This window comes from Pseudomonas sp. TE3644 (assembly GCF_056278815.1).
Window position 1 is genome coordinate 263,759 of the sequence record NZ_JBWBQF010000001.1, and the last position, 17,635, is coordinate 281,393.

Sequence of the window (17,635 nt, forward strand, 5' to 3'; positions counted from 1 at the left end):
ATGCCGGCGCTTGCGCCGTCAGCGATAGAAAAGAATCGGAATGAGCACACAAGAGTCCCAGCAATTGGTCCGGCGTTTCATCGGTCTGCCCCGTGAGAAACAGCAGATCTTCTGGCGCAGCCTGCGCGAGCGTGGCGTGGACTTCAGTTTGTATCCGATTCCCGATGGCCTGGCCGGTGACCGGCAGACCCCGCTGTCGTTCGCCCAGCGACGCATGTGGGTGCTGTGGCAGATGCAGCCCGACAGCGGCGCCTACAACATCGCCTCGGCGGTGCAACTGGACGGTGCCCTTGACCCGTCGGCGCTGGCCCAGGCATTCGCCGCGTTGATCGACCGCCATGCCGCGTTGCGGACCACCTTCAGCCAGGACGACCTGCAGCCTTATCAACGTGTGCAGGCCGAGTCGGGCTTCACGCTGCAGCAGCGCCGTTGCGAGCCTGCACAGGTGCAGGACATTCTGCGCGCCGATGCGCTGGCACCGTTCGACCTGCACCATGGCCCGCTGCTGCGCGCCACCCTGTTGCAGACGGGGCAACAGCAGCATGTGCTGAGCCTGTGCATGCACCACATCGTCGCCGACGGTTGGTCGATGAAGGTGCTGATCAGTGAATTGGTTGCACTGTACGGCCAGTTCAGTAGCGGCCCCCAGGCGGGCCTGGCGCCGTTGCCGATCCAGTACGTTGACTATGCGGTGTGGCAGAAAAGCCTGCTGGAAGCGGGCGAAGCCCAGCACCAGCTGGCCTACTGGCGCGAGGCGCTGGGGCAGGAACACCCACCCCTGGAACTGCCGTCCGATCGCTTGCGTCCCGCCGAGCAAAGCTTGCGCGGCGCGAGCCTGGAATTCAGCCTGCCCCCTGCCATGTGCCAGGGGCTGCACGCTGTTGCCCGGCGCCACAATGCCACGCTGTTCATGGTGCTGCTGGCCGCTTTCAAGGTGCTGCTGCACCGCTACAGCGGCCAGGCCGACATCCGCGTCGGCGTACCGGTGGCCAACCGTAACCGGCTGGAAACCGAAGGCCTGATCGGCTTCTTCGTCAACACCCAGGTGCTGCGCAGCCAGCTGGACAGCCAGGCCAGCTTCGCGCACCTGCTGGCCCAGGTGAAAACCACTACCCTGCAAGCCCAGGCGCACCAGGACCTGCCCTTCGAGCAGTTGCTCGAGGGGCTCGACCTGCCGCGCAGCCTCAGCTACAACCCGTTGTTCCAGGTGATGTACAACCACCAGCGCCGTGAGCTGGGCAGCCTGCAAGGGTTGACCGGGGTCACGGCGCAGGTGCTGGCCGTGGGCGCCCCGGTGGCCAAGTTCGATGTGGCGCTGGACACTGCCGAGGACGCTGCGGGCAACGTGTTCGCCACCTTGAGCTACGCCACCGACTTGTTCGATGAGCCGCGCATGCAGCGCCTGCGCGGCCACTTCGAAACCCTGCTGGGGCAGATCGTGGAGGATCAGCAACGGCCGCTGGCCGACCTGTCGCTGGTCGACACCGGCGAGTTGCTGCGACAGAGGGCCTGGAACGGCCCGCAGACCCCGGCCGTGGCCTATGTGCCGGTGCATCGCAAAATCGCCGCCCATGCCCAGCGCCAGCCCCAGGCCACTGCGGTGATCTGCCAGGGGTGGCGCACCAGCTTCGCTGAACTTGATACCCGCGCCAATCAACTGGCCTGGCACCTGAGGGGGCTGGGTATCGGCGCCGAAGTGCGGGTGGGCGTGGCCCTGCCGCGCTCGCCCGAGTTGCTGGTGGCGCTGTTGGCAGTGCTCAAGGCCGGCGGCGCCTATGTACCGCTTGACGCCAGCTACCCAGCTGAACGCCTGGCTTACCTGATGGACGATGCCGGTGTGGCGCTGCTGATCAGCGACACCGCCGTGCTGGCCGATCTGCCGGTGCCCGCGCACTTGCCCGTGCTGGACATGGCTGGGCTGGACCTGCACGCCCAGCCCGGGCACAGCCCGGACGTGGCGTGCGAACCCGGGAACCTGGCGTACCTGATCTACACCTCCGGCTCCACCGGCCAGCCCAAGGGCGTGGCCGTGGCGCACGGGCCCCTGGCCATGCACTGCGCGGCCATCGGCCTGCGCTACGAGATGAGTGAAGCAGACTGCGAGCTGCACTTCATGTCGTTCGCCTTCGATGGTGCGCATGAGCGCTGGCTGACGACCCTCACCCACGGCGGCAGCCTGTTGTTGCGTGACGATGAGCTGTGGACGCCTGAGCAGACCTACGCAGCCCTGCATCAGCACCGTGTCAGTGTCGTCGCGTTCCCGCCGGTGTACTTGCAGCAGCTGGCCGAGCATGCCGAGCGCATGGGCAACCCGCCGCCGGTACGCATTTACTGCTTTGGCGGTGATGCCGTGCCCGAGGCCGCTTTCGAACAGGTCAAGCGCGTACTGCGCCCGCAGTTCATCATCAACGGCTATGGGCCTACCGAAACAGTGGTCACGCCGCTGATCTGGAAGGCCGGCCCCGCTGACCGCTGCGGGGCGGCGTATGCGCCCATCGGCAGCCTGGTCGGACAGCGCAGCGCCTGGGTGCTGGACACTGAACTCAATCCGGTGCCACTGGGCGCCGTCGGCGAGCTGTACCTGGGCGGCGAAGGGCTTGCGCGCGGCTACCATCAGCGGCCGGCCCTGACGGCCGAGCGCTTCGTCGCCGACCCGTTTGGCGGTGGGGGGCGGCTGTACCGCTCCGGCGACCTGGTGCGCCAGCGCGAGGACGGCGTCATCGAGTACATCGGCCGTATCGATCAGCAAGTGAAAATCCGCGGCTTCCGCATTGAGCTGGGCGAGATCGAAGCACGCCTGCAACAACATCCCCAGGTACGCGAAGCCGTGGTGGTGGCCCGGGAGGCCGTGGCGGGCAAGCAACTGGTGGGCTACGTCACCGTGACTGCCCAGGCGGACGATGAAGCGGCCTTGATGCCGGCGATCAAAGCCTGGCTGCGCGACGTGCTGCCCGACTATATGGTGCCGACCCACCTGGTGCTGCTGCACCACCTGCCCCTGACGCCCAACGGCAAGGTGGACAGGAAGGCGTTGCCGGCCCCGGATATCACGCAACTGCAAGGGGCCTATCTGGCGCCCCAGGGCCCGGTCGAACAGGCCCTGGCGCAGATTTGGCAAGGCCTGTTGGGCGTGGAACGGGTAGGGCGCGATGACAACTTCTTCCAGCTGGGGGGCGATTCCATCGTCGCCATCCAGGTGGTCAGCCGCGCCCGCCAGGGCGGCCTGCAACTGAGCCCCAAGGACGTGTTCCAGCAGCAGACCCTGGCGGCGCTGGCGGCAGTAACGCGGGCCGAGACATCGGTGTCGGTCGACCAGGCTCCGGCCCATGGCGAGGTGCCGTTGACGCCGGTGCAGCACTGGTTCATGGCGCTTGAGCTGAGCAATGCCAACCACTGGAATCAGTCCCTGCTGCTGCAACCGCGCCAGTCGCTGGCCGCCGACACGTTGCAGGTGGCATTGCAGGCAGTGCTGGCCCACCACGACGGGCTGCGCCTGGCTTTCGATGAGCGTCAGGGTGTGTACCTGCCCCTCGGCGAGGTGGCGGACCCGCTGTGGGTGCGGGCGTTGCCATCGCTCCAGGCCTTGGCGCCGCTCTGTGCCCAAGCCCAGGCCAGCCTGGACCTGGCCAGTGGCGCGCTGATGCGTGCGGTGTTGATGACTTTGCCCGATGGCGAGCAGCGCCTGTTGCTGGTGGTGCATCACCTGGTGATCGATGGCGTCTCGTGGCGCATTTTGCTTGAAGACCTCCACAGTGCCTGGGAGCAGGCCAGCCAAGGTCAGACACCGCGCCTGCCCGCCCGCACCACGTCATTGCAGCACTGGGCACGGGGCTTGTCGGACTATGCGCGCAGCCCGCAACTGCTGGCCCAGCTTGACTACTGGCAGGCCCAGTTGGCCGGTGCCAGCGTGGCGCTACCCGAGGATGGCCAGCCAGTGCAGACCTTGCACGGCCAGGCGACGCGGCTGCGCACCGTGCTCGATCGCTCGCGCACCCGGCAACTGATGCAGCAAGCCCCTGCCAGCTACCGCACGCAGATCAACGATCTGCTGCTGACGGCGTTGGCGAGGGTGCTGGTGCGCTGGACCGGCCAGCCATCGGTGTTGCTGCAACTGGAAGGCCATGGCCGCGAGGAATCCGTGGCCGATGCCGACCTGAGCCGTACCCTTGGCTGGTTCACCAGTGTCTACCCGGTGCACCTGACCCCGCGCAGCGAGCTGGCGGAATCGATCAAGGCCATCAAGGAGCAACTGCGCGGCGTCCCTGACAAAGGCATGGGCTATGGTGTGCTGCGCTACCTCAGTGGCGAGGCGAGCGTGCTGGCGGCGCTGCCCCAACCGCGCATCACCTTCAATTACCTGGGCCAGTTCGATGCCAGCTTCCAGGCCGATGCGGCATGGCTGCCGGCCAGTGAACCGCGTGGCAGTGACGTCGATGCCCTGGCGCCGCTGACCAGTGACCTGGGTATCGATGGCCAGGTGTACGACGGTTGCCTGAGCCTGACCTGGACCTTCAGCGCCGAGCGTTTTCACGTTGACACCATTCAGGCGCTGGCCGACGCCTTTACCGACGAACTGACGGAGCTGGTCGAGCATTGCCTGTGCGTGGGCGAGGCGGGCGTCACCCCGAGCGATTTCACCCAGCGTGACCTGGGCCAGGATGAACTGGAGGCCCTGACCGTAGCGGCGGCGGACATCGAGGACATCTACCCGCTGACGGCCTTGCAGCAGGGCATGTTGTTCCATTGCCTGTACGAACCGCACACCGCCGCCTACGTCAACCAGATGCGCGTGGACGTCGATGGCCTGGACGTGGAGCGGTTCTGCGCGGCCTGGCAGGCCACGGTCGACCGCCACCCTGTGCTGCGTGCCGGCTTCCATTGGGAAGGCCTGGCCCGGCCCCTGCAAATCATTCACCGGCAGGCGCCGCTGGCGATCAGCGTCGAGGATTGGCGCGCCGACGCCGACGCCGACCCGACCGCCCGGCTTGCGCACCTGGCCCAGGCGGACCAGGCCAGCGGCTTTGCGCTGGATCAGGCGCCGCTGCTGCGCCTGACCCTGGTGCGCACGGCAGAGCAGCGCCATCACCTGATGTTTACCAGCCACCACTTGCTGCTCGATGGCTGGAGCAATTCGCAACTGCTGGGTGAAGTATTGCAACGCTACGCCGGCCAGCCCCTGGCGCCTGGCCTGGGTAGCTACCGGGATTACCTGGGCTGGCTGCAGCAGCGTGATGCCGGGCTGAGCCAGGCATTCTGGCAGGCACGCCTGGGCGAACTGGGCGATCCCACTCACCTGGCCGCCGTGCTTGGCAAGGGCAGTGACCAGGACGGCCATGGCGAGCACCACCTGGTGTTGGACGCCAGCGTGAGCCGACAGCTTGGGGACTTCGCCCGCCAGCAGAAAACCACCTTGAATACGCTGGTACAGGCGGCCTGGGCCTTGCTGTTGCAGCGCTACAACGGCCAGCCAGGCGTGGCGTTTGGCGCCACGGTATCGGGGCGGCCGGCGCAGTTGCCCGGCATCGAGCAGCAGTTGGGGCTGTTCATCAATACCTTGCCGATGATTCTGCAGCCCGCCCCGCAGTACAGCGTGGCCCAGTGGCTGCACAGCGTTCAGGCCGCGGGCCTGGCGCTGCGTGACCATGAGCATACGGCCCTGGCGGATGTGCAGCGCTGGGCCGGGCACAATGGCGAACCGTTGTTCGACACCCTGCTGGTGTTCGAAAACTACCCGGTGAGCGAAGCCCTGCAGGCGGGGGCGCCCCAGGGGCTGAGCTTCGGCGCCGTGCAGGCGCAGGAGCAGACTAACTATCCCCTGACGCTGGTGGTGACGGCGGCGGGCCCGTTGAGCCTGCAGTTCAAATACCAGCGCCGTGCATTCAACGCACAGGGGGTGGCCCGTGTGGCGGACCATTTGCGCCAGCTGCTGCTGGCGTTCATGGCGCAGCCCCAGGCGGCACTGGGCAACCTCAGCCTGCTGGATGATCACGAGCAGGCCGCGGTGCTGGCGGCGGGCCGACGCTCAGGTGAGCTGGATGCGCCGGTGCTCGGCCTGGCCCAGTGGTTTGAGGCGCAGGTAGCGCGTACCCCCGACGCGTTGGCGCTGATCGACGGTCACCAGCAGCTGAGCTACCGGCAGTTGAACCAGCAGGCCAATCCCCTTGCACACAAACTGCGGCAGATGGGCGTGGGGCCGGGCGTCCTGGTCGGCATTGCACTGCCGCGCACCCAGCTGCTGCCGGTGGCCATGCTGGCCGTGCTCAAGGCCGGGGGCGCCTACGTGCCCATCGACCCTGACTACCCGCGTGACCGTCAGGCCTACATGCTCGGCGACAGCCGTGCCAGCCTGCTGATCACCCTGCCGTCGCTGTCGCCGGACCTGCCTGCGGACGCACCCGTGCGCCTGCTGTATCTGGACGAGGAGGTGCTCGGGTATCCCTCCAGCAACCCGCAGCCCATCGGGGCGCCCCAGGACCTGGCCTACGTCATCTATACCTCGGGTTCCACCGGCCAGCCCAAGGGCGTGGCCATCGAGCAGCGCAATGTCAGTGCCCTGATCAGCTGGGCACAGGGCACCTACACGGCTGCCGACCTGCAGGGCGTGCTGGCCAGTACCTCGGTATGCTTTGACCTGTCGGTGTGGGAGTGTTTTGTCACGTTGGCCAGTGGCGGTTACCTGGTGCTGGCAGACAATGCGCTGGCGCTGGCGGACTTGCCTGCCCGCCACCAGGTACGCCTGATCAACACCGTGCCCTCGGCGATTGCAGCGCTGCTGCGTGCCGGGCAGATTCCGCCTTCGGTGCGCATCGTCAACCTGGCGGGTGAGGCCTTGCAGCAAAGCCTGGTGGATGACTTGTACGGGCTGCCGCACATCGAGCACGTCTACGATCTTTACGGCCCTTCGGAGGACACCACCTACTCCACGGTCTGCCGTCGCCAGGCCAAGGGGCGCGCCAGCATTGGCTACCCGCTGCCCGGTACCCATGCCTATATCCTGGACCCCGTGGGCGCCCTGGTGCCGGCAGGGGTTGTCGGCGAGTTGTACCTGGGGGGCGCAGGCCTGGCCCGTGGCTACCTGGGCAAGCCGGCACTGACGGCGGAGCGTTTTGTCGCCGATCCGTTTGCCGGAGGCGGGCGGCGCATGTACCGCACCGGCGACCTGGTGCGCTGCAACGGTTCGGGCGAGCTGGAATACGTAGGGCGTATCGACCACCAGGTGAAAATACGCGGCCTTCGCATCGAACTGGGCGAGATCGAGGCGGGCTTGCTGGCCCACCCCCAGGTCAGCGCGGCACTGGTCCAGGCGCAACAGATCGCGGGCAGCCAGCAGTTGGTGGCGTATGTGGCCGGCGGCAATGCCGCGGTCAGTGTCGACAGCCTCAAGGACCACCTGCGCAAGCGCCTGCCGGCCTACATGATACCCACGCACATCATGGTGCTGGCGACCTTGCCATTGACCCCCAATGGCAAGGTTGATCGCAAGGCGCTGCCGGCCATGCAGCTGGAGCGTCGCGAACAGGCGGTGGCCGTCGCGGCGGCCAACGCCGTCGAGCAGACCCTGTTGCAGGTGTGGCAGGCGGCGCTCGGCCAGGTCGATATTGGCGTGCATGATAATTTCTTCGAACTGGGCGGCGACTCGATCATCTCCATCCAGGTGGTAGGCCGGGCCCGCCAGGCCGGGTTGCGCCTGACGCCCAAGGATGTGTTCGAACACCCTACCGTGCACTCGCTGGCGCGTGTGGCGAAGATTGATGATGGCCAGGCCAGCCCCCAAGGGCCGGTGACAGGTGAGCAACGGCTTACCCCGATCCAGTGCTGGTTCCTGGGCCGTGACCTGGCCGCGCCGCACCATTGGAACCAGGCTGTGCTGCTACAGGTGCGCCAGCCTTTGGGCGTGGACGTTCTAAGCCGTGCGGTGCAGGCCCTGCAGGCTCATCACGACGTGCTGCGGCTGGTGTTCGACAGCGCCGGCGGGCATTACCGGGACGCCCAGCCCGACGCCGTCGTGTGGCACCGCCGGGCCGCCGACAGCGCCGAACTGCAACACCACTGCGATGCGGCCCAGGCCAGCCTCGACCTGCAGCACGGCCCGTTGTGGCGTGCCTTGCTGGTGGACATGGCCGACGGCAGCCAGCGCCTGCTGCTGGTGATTCATCACCTGGTGGTAGACGGTGTCTCGTGGCGCGTGCTGCTGGAGGACCTGCACCAGCTCTGCCAGCAGCTCGAGGCCGGGCAGGCGCTGCGCTTGCCCGTCAAGACCAGTGCGTTCCAGCGTTGGGCCGAACACCTGCATGCCCACGCGGGCAGCGCTGCGGCCCAGGCCCAATTGCACTACTGGCAGGCGCAATTGCAGGGCGCCGACCAGCCGCTGCCGGGCAGCAACCCGGCGGGTAGCCACGCCAGCCGCCACGCCCGGACAGTGGTCAGCCGCCTGGACGCTGAGCACACCCGGCAGTTGTTGCAACAGGCGCCAGCCGCGTACCGCAGCCAGGTCAACGATCTGCTGCTCAGTGCGCTGGCCCGCGTGCTGTGCCGCTGGACCGGGCAGGCGGCCACCCAGGTATTGCTGGAAGGCCACGGCCGCGAAGAATTGTTCGCCGACCTCGACCTGACCCGCACCCTGGGCTGGTTCACCAGCGCTTACCCGCAACGGCTCACGCCGGCTGCCGACATGGCCAGCACCATCAAGACCATCAAGGAGCAACTGCGCGGTGCGCCGGACAAGGGCGTGGGCTTTGGCGTGCTGCGCTATCTGGGCGATGACGCCACCCGCCAGGCGCTGGCAACACTGGGCGAACCCCGGGTCACCTTCAACTACCTGGGCCAGGTCGACGCCGGGTTGCAGGCCACCGGCCGGTTCGCCCCGGCCGAGGAAAGCAGTGGTCTCAGCCAGGCCGCCGACACGCCACTGAGCAACTGGCTGAACCTCAACGGCCAGGTGATGGACGGGCAACTGGCTGTGCACTGGAGCTTCAGTGACCAGGTGCTGCAGCCCCAGGTCATCCAGGCCCTGGCGGATGAGTACAGCCAGGAACTGATGGCCGTCATCGGCCATTGCCTGGGGGCCGACGCCGGTGCCCTTACCCCTTCGGATGTCGTGGGCGTTGACCTTGACCAGGACGCCCTCGATGAACTGCTCAGCGAATTTTAACGACTTATGGAATTCCCTATGACTGCCGTCAATCCTCGCCACAAAGCCAATATCCAGGTGGTAGCGCCCATCACGTCGGTGCAGAAGGGCATCCTGGCGTATGCACTCAAATGCGGTAACCAGGACCCCTACCACTACCAGCAGGTATTCAGCCTGCGCGGCGACCTTCAGGTGGCGGCCTTCCACCAGGCCCTGCAGCACACGGTGGATCGCCACCAGGCCCTGCGCGCCGATTATCGGTGGGAAGAAGTGGACGTCCCGGTGCAGATCGTCTTCAAGCAGGTTCCGGTTGGCTTGCCGACCCTGGACTGGAGCGCGTGCAGCCGCGATGAGCAGTGGGCACGCCTGCGCCAGCTACTGGCGGATAAACGCGCGGCAGGTTTCGCCTTCCGCCAGGCGGCGGACCTGTCGTTCAACCTGGTGAAGGTCGGCCCCGACGAGCATTGGCTGGTGTGGAGCTATCACCATATCAGCCTGGACGGCTGGGGCCTGGGCCTGGCCCTGCGCGACACGCTGGTGGCCTACCGTGCGCTGGCGGCGGGCCAGGAGCTGGCCGCACAGGGCGGCACCGACTACGTCAACTACCTGACCTGGCTGCAGGCGCGCCACGACCAGGCCCGCACCGAGGCCTACTGGCGCGGGGTATTCCCCCAGTCCGTACGGCCCACGCCGTTGCCCTACCAGGCCCGCGAGGTGGCGCTGGCCGGCCGCTATGGCGAACGCGCCTTTGACCTGGACCAGGCCACCACCCACCAGTTGAATGCGGTATGCCGGCAGGCCGGGGTCACGCTCAATACCCTGGTGCAGGGGGCTTGGGCGTTGCTGCTGGCGCGGTTTGCCGGGCAGGACGAAGTGATTTTCGGCACCACCTTGTCAGGCCGTTCACCCGAGCACGATGGCGTCGAGAACATTGTCGGCCTGTTCATCAACACGTTGCCGGCGCGCGTGGCCGTGCTGGACGATCAGCCCCTGGGCGAATGGCTCAAGGGCATCCAGGCGCAGGCCTTGTTGACCCGCGAGCATGAGCACAGCGCGCTTCAGGACATCCTCAAACTCACCGGCAATGACGAAGGCAAGGGCCTGTTCGACAGCATTCTGGTGTTCGAGAACTTCCCCTTGGCCGAAGCCGTGCAAGGCCCTGAGCAAGCCTTGAGCATCAACCTGTTGCCGTCGCTGGAGCGTGGCGAGGGCGGTTCGGGCACTGCGGGCCGCTCCAATTACCCGCTCAGCCTGATGGTGGAACCTGGCAGCTGCCTGGGCTTGCTGCTGGCCTGGCATTGCGAGCACTTCAGTGATGCGGCGGCGGGGCAGATCATCGAGCAATTGACCTACCTGCTGCACGGCATGGCGCGCGGCGCCCAGCAGCGTGTCGGGGAAGTGCGCCTGCTGGCGCCGCAACCGGCCACGCCCGCGCCGGCCCCCGCACCGCAGGCCACCGTACTGCAGTACTTTGCCGAGGCGGTGGCGCGCACGCCCCAGACCCTGGCCATTCGGGATGAGCGCGAAGCATTGACCTTCGCCCGGCTGGATCAGGCCAGTGACCAGGTGGCTTTGCGGTTGCAGGCCCATGGCTGGCCATTGGGTACGCCGGTGGCACTGCTGTTGGAACGCAGCTGCGACTGGGTGGTTGCCCTGCTGGGCGTACTCAAGGCCGGCCTGAGCTATGTACCGCTGGAGCCTTCGACACCGATGCAGCGTTTGGCTGCGGTCTTGAGGCAAAGCGGCGCACCGCTGCTGATCGGGCGCCAGACGGAGCCGCTGGCCGACACCCCCTGCCAGGACATCGCCAGCCTGCGGGCCGGGGATGCCCGGTACACGCCGTGCAGCCTGCCAGCCGCCAGCAGTGCGTACTTGATCTACACCTCCGGTTCCACAGGTGCGCCCAAGGGCGTGGACATCAGCCACGGCGCGCTGTACCAGTACGTGACGGGGTTGCTGGCGCGGGTGCAAATGCCGGCCGACGCCAGCATGGCCATGGTCTCCACCGTCGCCGCCGACCTGGGCCATACGGTGTTGTTCGGGGCCCTGTGCAGTGGGCGCACGCTGCACCTGCTCAGCGATGAGCAAGTGCGTGACCCTGACACATTCGCCCACTATATGGCCGAGCATCAGGTGGGCGTGCTGAAGATTGTCCCCAGCCACCTGCGGGCGTTGTTGCAAGCGGCCAGCCCGGCGGATGTGCTGCCGGCCCATGCGCTGATACTGGGCGGCGAGGCCTGCGACTGGCCATTGCTGGAGCTGGCCGCCAGCCTCAAGCCCGGTTGCCGCCTGTACAACCACTACGGGCCGAGCGAAACCACGGTCGGTGTGCTGGCCACCCAGGTGCACCCGCAACAGCCCCATGACGTGCGCGTGCCGCTGGGTGTGCCGTTGGGGCAAGCCCATGTGTACGTGCTGGATGACCAGCTCAACGCGCTGCCGTCCGGGGCCATCGGCGAGCTTTACGTGGCCGGCCCGACCCTGGCCAACGGCTACCGCGGGGCGCCGGGGCACAGCGCGGAACGTTTCCTGGCCAACCCCTTCGGGCAGGGCGAGCGCCTGTATCGCACGGGCGACCGGGTTCGCCAGCGTCTGGACGGCGCACTGGAGTTTTTCGGCCGCGGCGATGAGCAGATCAAATTGCGCGGTTATCGCATCGAAACCGGCGACATCACCGTCACCCTCAAAGGGCTGGCCGGTGTGCGCGATGCCGTGGTTGTACTCGAGGAAAGCGGCCAGGCGCCGCAACTGGTGGCTTACCTGGTGCTGGCCGCCGACGGGGCCGTGGAGGCGGTCCGCGCCCTGGCGGCCGAACGGCTGCCGGACTACATGGTGCCTTCGCGCTGGATGGCGCTGCCAGCCATGCCGCTGACCGCCAACGGCAAGCTCGACCGCAAGGCCTTGCCGGTCATCGAGCAGGCCGCGGGGGAGCGCCTGGCGCCCCGCACGCCGCAGGAGCAGCTGCTGGCCGAAGTCTGGGCCGATGTGCTCAAAGTGCCGGCAGTGGGCGTCAACGAGAACTTCTTCGAGTTGGGCGGCGATTCGATCCTCAGCCTGCAGATCATTGCCCGGGCGCGTCGCCGCGGCCTGAAACTCAGCTCGCGGCAGATCTTCGAAATGCAGACCATCGAACAACTGGCGGCCAGCATCGGCGATGCCGTCGGCGCAGCCGCCACGGTGCAACACCAGGGGCCGCGCGGCACCCTGAACCTGCTGCCGGTGGCGCGTCGGTTCTTCGAGCGTCAAATCCCCCACGCCCATCACTGGAACCAGTCGGTGCTGCTCGCCAGCCGCCAGCCCTTGGTGCCGCAGCGCCTGGAACAGGCCGTGGATGCCCTGATCCGACAGCACGACGCCTTGCGTCTGCGCTTCCACCAGGTGCAAGGTCAGTGGCAAGGCGAGTTCGCCGAGGCCCCGCCGGCCAGTACCGTGATCGGTTACCGCAGGGCCCGCGACGAGCAGGCCCTGCGGGCCTTGTGTGACGAAGCTCAGCGCAGCCTGGACCTGGCCCAGGGGCCGCTGTTGCGGGTATTGCTGGTGGACATGGCCGATGGCAGCCAGCGCTTGTTGCTGGTGATTCACCACCTGGTGGTGGACGGGGTGTCGTGGCGGGTACTGCTGGAAGACTTGCAGGGCCTGTATGAAGCGGGCGCTGCGCATGTGCTGCCGGCAAAAACTGCCTCGCTGCAGCAATGGGCCAACTGCCTTGAGGCCCTGGCGACGTCGCCGGCGCTGCACGGGCAACTGCCATTCTGGCTGGCGCAGGGCAGTGATGCGGTGCAACCGTTGCCCTGTGCGATGCCGGACCGTGAACCAAGCAACGCCAGTGCGTGCACCTTGAGCGTCAGCCTGGACCGTGACCGTACCACGCGCCTGCTCAAGCAGGCGCCCGCTGCCTACCGCACCCAGATCAACGACCTGCTGCTGACCGCCCTGGCCCGCACCTTGTGCCGCTGGACCCAGGGCGACTCGTGCCTGGTGCAGCTGGAGGGCCATGGCCGCGAGCCGCTGGACGACACCCTGGACCTGAGCCGCAGCGTGGGCTGGTTCACCAGCCTGTTCCCCGTGCAACTGACCCCCGCCGATACGCTGGACGGCTCCATCAAGGCCATCAAGGAGCAATTGCGCGCCGTGCCGGGCAAGGGGCTGGGCTTTGGCGTGCTGCGCTATCTGGCGGACGCCCAGGTGGTCAGCCAGTTGGCCGGGCTGCCGGTGCCGCGCGTCACCTTCAACTACCTGGGGCAGTTGGACAGCAGCTTTGCCGCCGATGGTCTGCTGGCCCCGGCCAGCGAGGGCACCGGCGCCAACCAGAGTGCAGACGCGCCCATGAGCAACTGGCTGACCATCAACAGCCACGTCCACGATGGCCAGCTGAGCTTCAACTGGATCTACAGCAGCGAGCAATTCGAGCACGCCACCCTCCAGGGCGTGGCCGATGATTACCTGCAAGAGCTGGACGCGGTGATCCAGCATTGCTGCGCCCCCGAGGCGGGCGGCCTCACGCCTGCCGACTTCCCGTTGGCGGGCCTGGATCAGGGCCAATTGGATCGCTTGGCGCTGGTACCGCGCACGGTGGAGGACATTTATCCGCTGGCGCCCATGCAACAGGGCTTGCTGTTCCACTCGGTCAACGCGCCGGCATCGGGTTTGTACGTCAACCAGGTCAACGTGCGTGTGCACGGCATTGACCTTGCGCGCTTCCGCGCGGCCTGGGGCCAGGTGATTGGCCGCCATGCCATCCTGCGCACCGGCTTCCTGTGGCAGGATGAATTGAAAGCACCGTTGCAGGTGGTTCGCCAGCACGTCGAGGTGCCGGTCAGCGAGCTGGATTGGCGAGGCAAGGCCCCGGCAAACCTCGAACCGGAACTGCTGCAACTGGCCCAGGCGGAGCGCATCAAGGGCTTCGACCTGCAGCAGGCGCCGTTGTTGAGGCTTGTGCTGGTGCGCACCAGTGAGCACACCCACCATTTGATCTGGACCAGCCACCACATCCTCATGGATGGCTGGAGCAGCGCGCGCCTGATCAGTGAAATGATGCAGGCCTACCTGGGCGATACGCTGCCCAGGGTGACCGGGCGCTACCGCGACTACCTGGCCTGGCTGGGGCAGCAGGATCAGGGCTTGAGCGACAGCTTCTGGCGCGAGCGGCTGCAGGCGCTGGATGAGCCGACCCTGCTGGCCCAAAGCTTGCCCTGCACCCAGCCGGGCAGCGGCCATGGGGTGACTTACACACGCCTGGACGCCAGTGCCACGCAACAGTTGCAAGCCTTCGCCCAAGCCCAGCGGGTAACGTTGAACACCTTGGTGCAGGCGGCGTGGACGCTGTTGCTGCAGGCCTATACCGGCCAGCGTACGCTGGCGTTCGGCGCTACGGTCTCGGGGCGGCCGGCGGGCTTGCCCGGCTCGGAGGAAATGCTGGGGTTGTTCATCAATACCCTGCCGGTGATCCAGACGCCCCGCAGCGGGCAACCGATCGGAGAATGGCTGCGCGAGCTGCAGGCCTACAACCTGGCACTGCGCGAACACGAACACACGCCGCTTTCACAGGTGCAACGCTTGGCAGGGCTGGGAGGCCAGGCATTGTTCGACAGCATCATCGTGTTTGAAAACTACCCGGTGGACCGCGCCTTCCAGGCGCGTACCGAGCACGGCCTGCGGTTCGAGAAGCCGAGCAAAATCGATGTCACGCATTTCGCCATGGACTTGGCGGTCAGCGTCGGCCTGACCCTGGAAATCGAATACCTGTACCTGCGGGACAAGTTCGAGACCGAACATGCCGAACGCCTGCGCGGGCACATGGAGCACCTGCTGCTGTCCCTGGCCCAGGACGCCACGCGACCGCTGGGGCAGGTGGCGCTTGTGCCGCTGCTAACGCCGCAGGCATTGGCGCCGATGCCTGGCCTGGCGCCGTTGCATCAGCGCATCGCCGAAAAGGCCGCCAGCCAGCCGCAGTCCGTGGCCGTGCTGTGCCAGGGGCGGCAATTGACCTTTGCCCAACTTGACGATCAGGCCAACCGCCTGGCTCGACACTTGAGCAGCCTGCCGCTTGCGCAGCGCAGTCACATTGCCCTGGCACTGCCGCGCAGCGAGCAGATGATCGTGGCGATGCTGGCCGTGCTCAAGGCCGGCCACGCCTACGTGCCCCTGGACACCGGCTACCCGCGTGAGCGCTTGCAGTACCTGCTGGAAGACGCCGCCGTTGCGCTGCTGATTACCCACAGCCAATTGCAGGACAACGTACCGGTGCCGGCCACCGGGCTGCGGCTGCTGCTGGACCGGCTGGACATGGGCCAGGCCGTCGCCGAGCCCATGCACACGGCCGTGCACCCCGACGACCTGGCGTACCTGATCTACACCTCCGGCTCCACCGGGCAGCCCAAGGGCGTGGCCGTGGCGCACGGGGCCCTGGCGGCCCATTGCGCGGCCATTGGCGAGCGCTATGAAATGAGCGCCGGGGACCGCGAACTGCTGTTCATGTCCTTCGCCTTCGACGGCGCCCAGGAGCGCTGGCTGACGGCGCTCAGCCACGGCGCCAGCCTGGTGGTGCGCGACGATGAACTGTGGACCGCCGAGCGTACCTACCAGGCCCTGCAGGAGTACCAGGTGACCGTGGCCGCTTTCCCGCCGGTGTACCTGCAGCAGTTGACCGAGGAGGCCGAGCGCGACGGCAATCCTCCACCTGTACGGGTTTACTGCTTCGGTGGCGAAGCGGTGCCCCAGGCCAGCTTCGAACGCGCCAAGGCGGCCTTGCGCCCGCAGTTCATCATCAATGGCTACGGGCCCACTGAAACCGTGATTACCCCGCTGCTGTGGAAGGCGGATGCCGATATGGCGTGCCAGGCCAGCTACGCCCCTATCGGCACGGCGGTGGGCGAGCGCTCGCTGCATGTGCTGGACGGGCACCTGAACCCGGTGCCCACTGGCGTTGCCGGCGAGCTTTACATCGGTGGCCATTGCCTGGCACGTGGTTACCATCAACGTCCGGGGCTGACGGCCGAGCGGTTCGTGGCCGACCCCTTCAGTGTGGGCGCACGGCTGTACCGCACCGGTGACCTGGTGCGCCAGCGTGAGGATGGCCTGATCGATTACCTGGGGCGTATCGACCACCAGGTGAAGGTCCGTGGTTTCCGCATCGAGCTGGGTGAGGCGGAAGCGTGCCTGCGGGCGCAGCCCCAGGTGCGCGAAGCCGTGGTGGTAGCCACAGCGGCGGCCAGCGGCAAACAGTTGCTGGCCTACGTGGTGCTCGCGCCCGGCCAGGCGGATGAGGCAGCGGCGCTGGCCAGCCTGCGCGTCCAGCTGGCGACGGCACTGCCCGACTACATGGTGCCCGCCCAGTGGTGCGTGCTGGCGCGGTTGCCGCTGATGCCCAATGGCAAACTCGATCGCCAGGCGTTGCCGGCCGTCACCCCGGGTACGGCGCAGCAGGGCTACCGCGCGCCCCGGACTGCGCTGGAAAAAGCCCTGGCCGAGATTTGGCAAAACGTGCTGCAAGTCGAACAGGTCGGGCTGGATGACAACTTCTTCGAATTGGGCGGTGACTCCATCCTCAGCCTTCAGGTAGTGGCCCGCAGCCGGTCCCTCAAGGGCCTGGGGTTCAGCCTCAAGCTGCGCGAACTGATGCAGAAGCCGACCATCGCCCAGTTGCTGCCGCAGGAGGCGGGCAGCGATGCCCCGCAACTGCTGTTGAGCATGAACAGTGCCGCCGGCGATGCCCCGGCCGTGTTCTGTGTGCATGCCGGGTTCGGCACCGTGTTCGACTACGAGCCGCTGGCTCGCCGGCTTGATGGCCAGCGACGGGTGTACGGGATTCAGTCACGCATGTTGCTCGAACCCGGCTGGCAGGATGACTCGCTGGAGCAGATGGCCCGTGACTATGTGCAGGCGGTACGCGGGGTGCAACCGCAGGGGCCTTACCTGCTGCTGGGCTGGTCTCTGGGGGCCACCCTCGCCACGCTGATGGCCGCCGAGCTTGAGGGCATGGGCCAACGCGTGGAGTTGCTGGGGTTGATCGACGGTTACGTGCCCAACCCGCAGGCCGCGAGCACGATCGACGATTGGCGCCATGACCTGCGCGAGTTTCTCGGGCTGATGGCCGGCGAGCGTACGGTGCCGCCGGTGCCGCCGGGCGCGGAAAGCCGCGAGGCCGTGAGTGCCAGCGTGCATGCTTTCCTGGATGAAGGGGCTGACCCGCACAGCTTCGCGGCGCGCCTGGGCTGTGAGGAGTTGACCCAGGTGTTCTGCGTGGCGCGGCAGCTCAAGCATTTGTCGCGCCGCTTGCCGGCCTGCCCTGCGGTGCAGGCGGTGCCGTTGTGCTGGTGGATTGGCCGCCGCGAGGCCGACGCGCAGCGCTTGAACAGCCAGTTGGGGCAACAGGCCGTGGGCCAGGCGCCGTTGGCCTGCGGGCATTTCGAGGTGATGCACAACGCCTCGCTGCTCGAGGCGTTGCAAGGCCTGCTGGGACACTCGCTGGAGAGTGCCCGTTGAACCTGTCTTTGAGGGAGAGTG

The 17,635-nt window shown here is 67.2% G+C and carries 1 protein-coding gene and 3 pseudogenes; all 4 read left to right on the plus strand.

Features of this window, described 5'->3' with window-relative positions; translation table 11 throughout:
• Window positions 1-40 precede the first annotated feature (40 nt).
• A pseudogene (locus ACZ9GA_RS01165) lies at window positions 41-1,477 on the plus strand (condensation domain-containing protein); the annotation flags it as partial.
• Window positions 1,478-1,498: 21 nt separating this feature from the next.
• Window positions 1,499-4,675: pseudogene (locus ACZ9GA_RS01170) on the plus strand (amino acid adenylation domain-containing protein); the annotation flags it as partial.
• A gap of 33 nt (window positions 4,676-4,708) precedes the next feature.
• Window positions 4,709-9,151, plus strand: a pseudogene (locus ACZ9GA_RS01175) (amino acid adenylation domain-containing protein); the annotation flags it as partial.
• Between the two features lie 18 nt (window positions 9,152-9,169).
• Window positions 9,170-17,614: an amino acid adenylation domain-containing protein gene (locus tag ACZ9GA_RS01180; RefSeq protein WP_457357741.1), complete on the plus strand. Its 8,445-nt coding sequence runs from the start codon at window positions 9,170-9,172 to the stop codon at window positions 17,612-17,614.
• Window positions 17,615-17,635 lie beyond the last annotated feature (21 nt).

What these genes read in the sequence shown, in the direction of transcription:
- ACZ9GA_RS01180 (WP_457357741.1), top strand. Translation starts at nt 9,170, where the DNA reads ATGACTGCCGTCAATCCTCGCCACAAAGCCAATATCCAGGTGGTAGCG.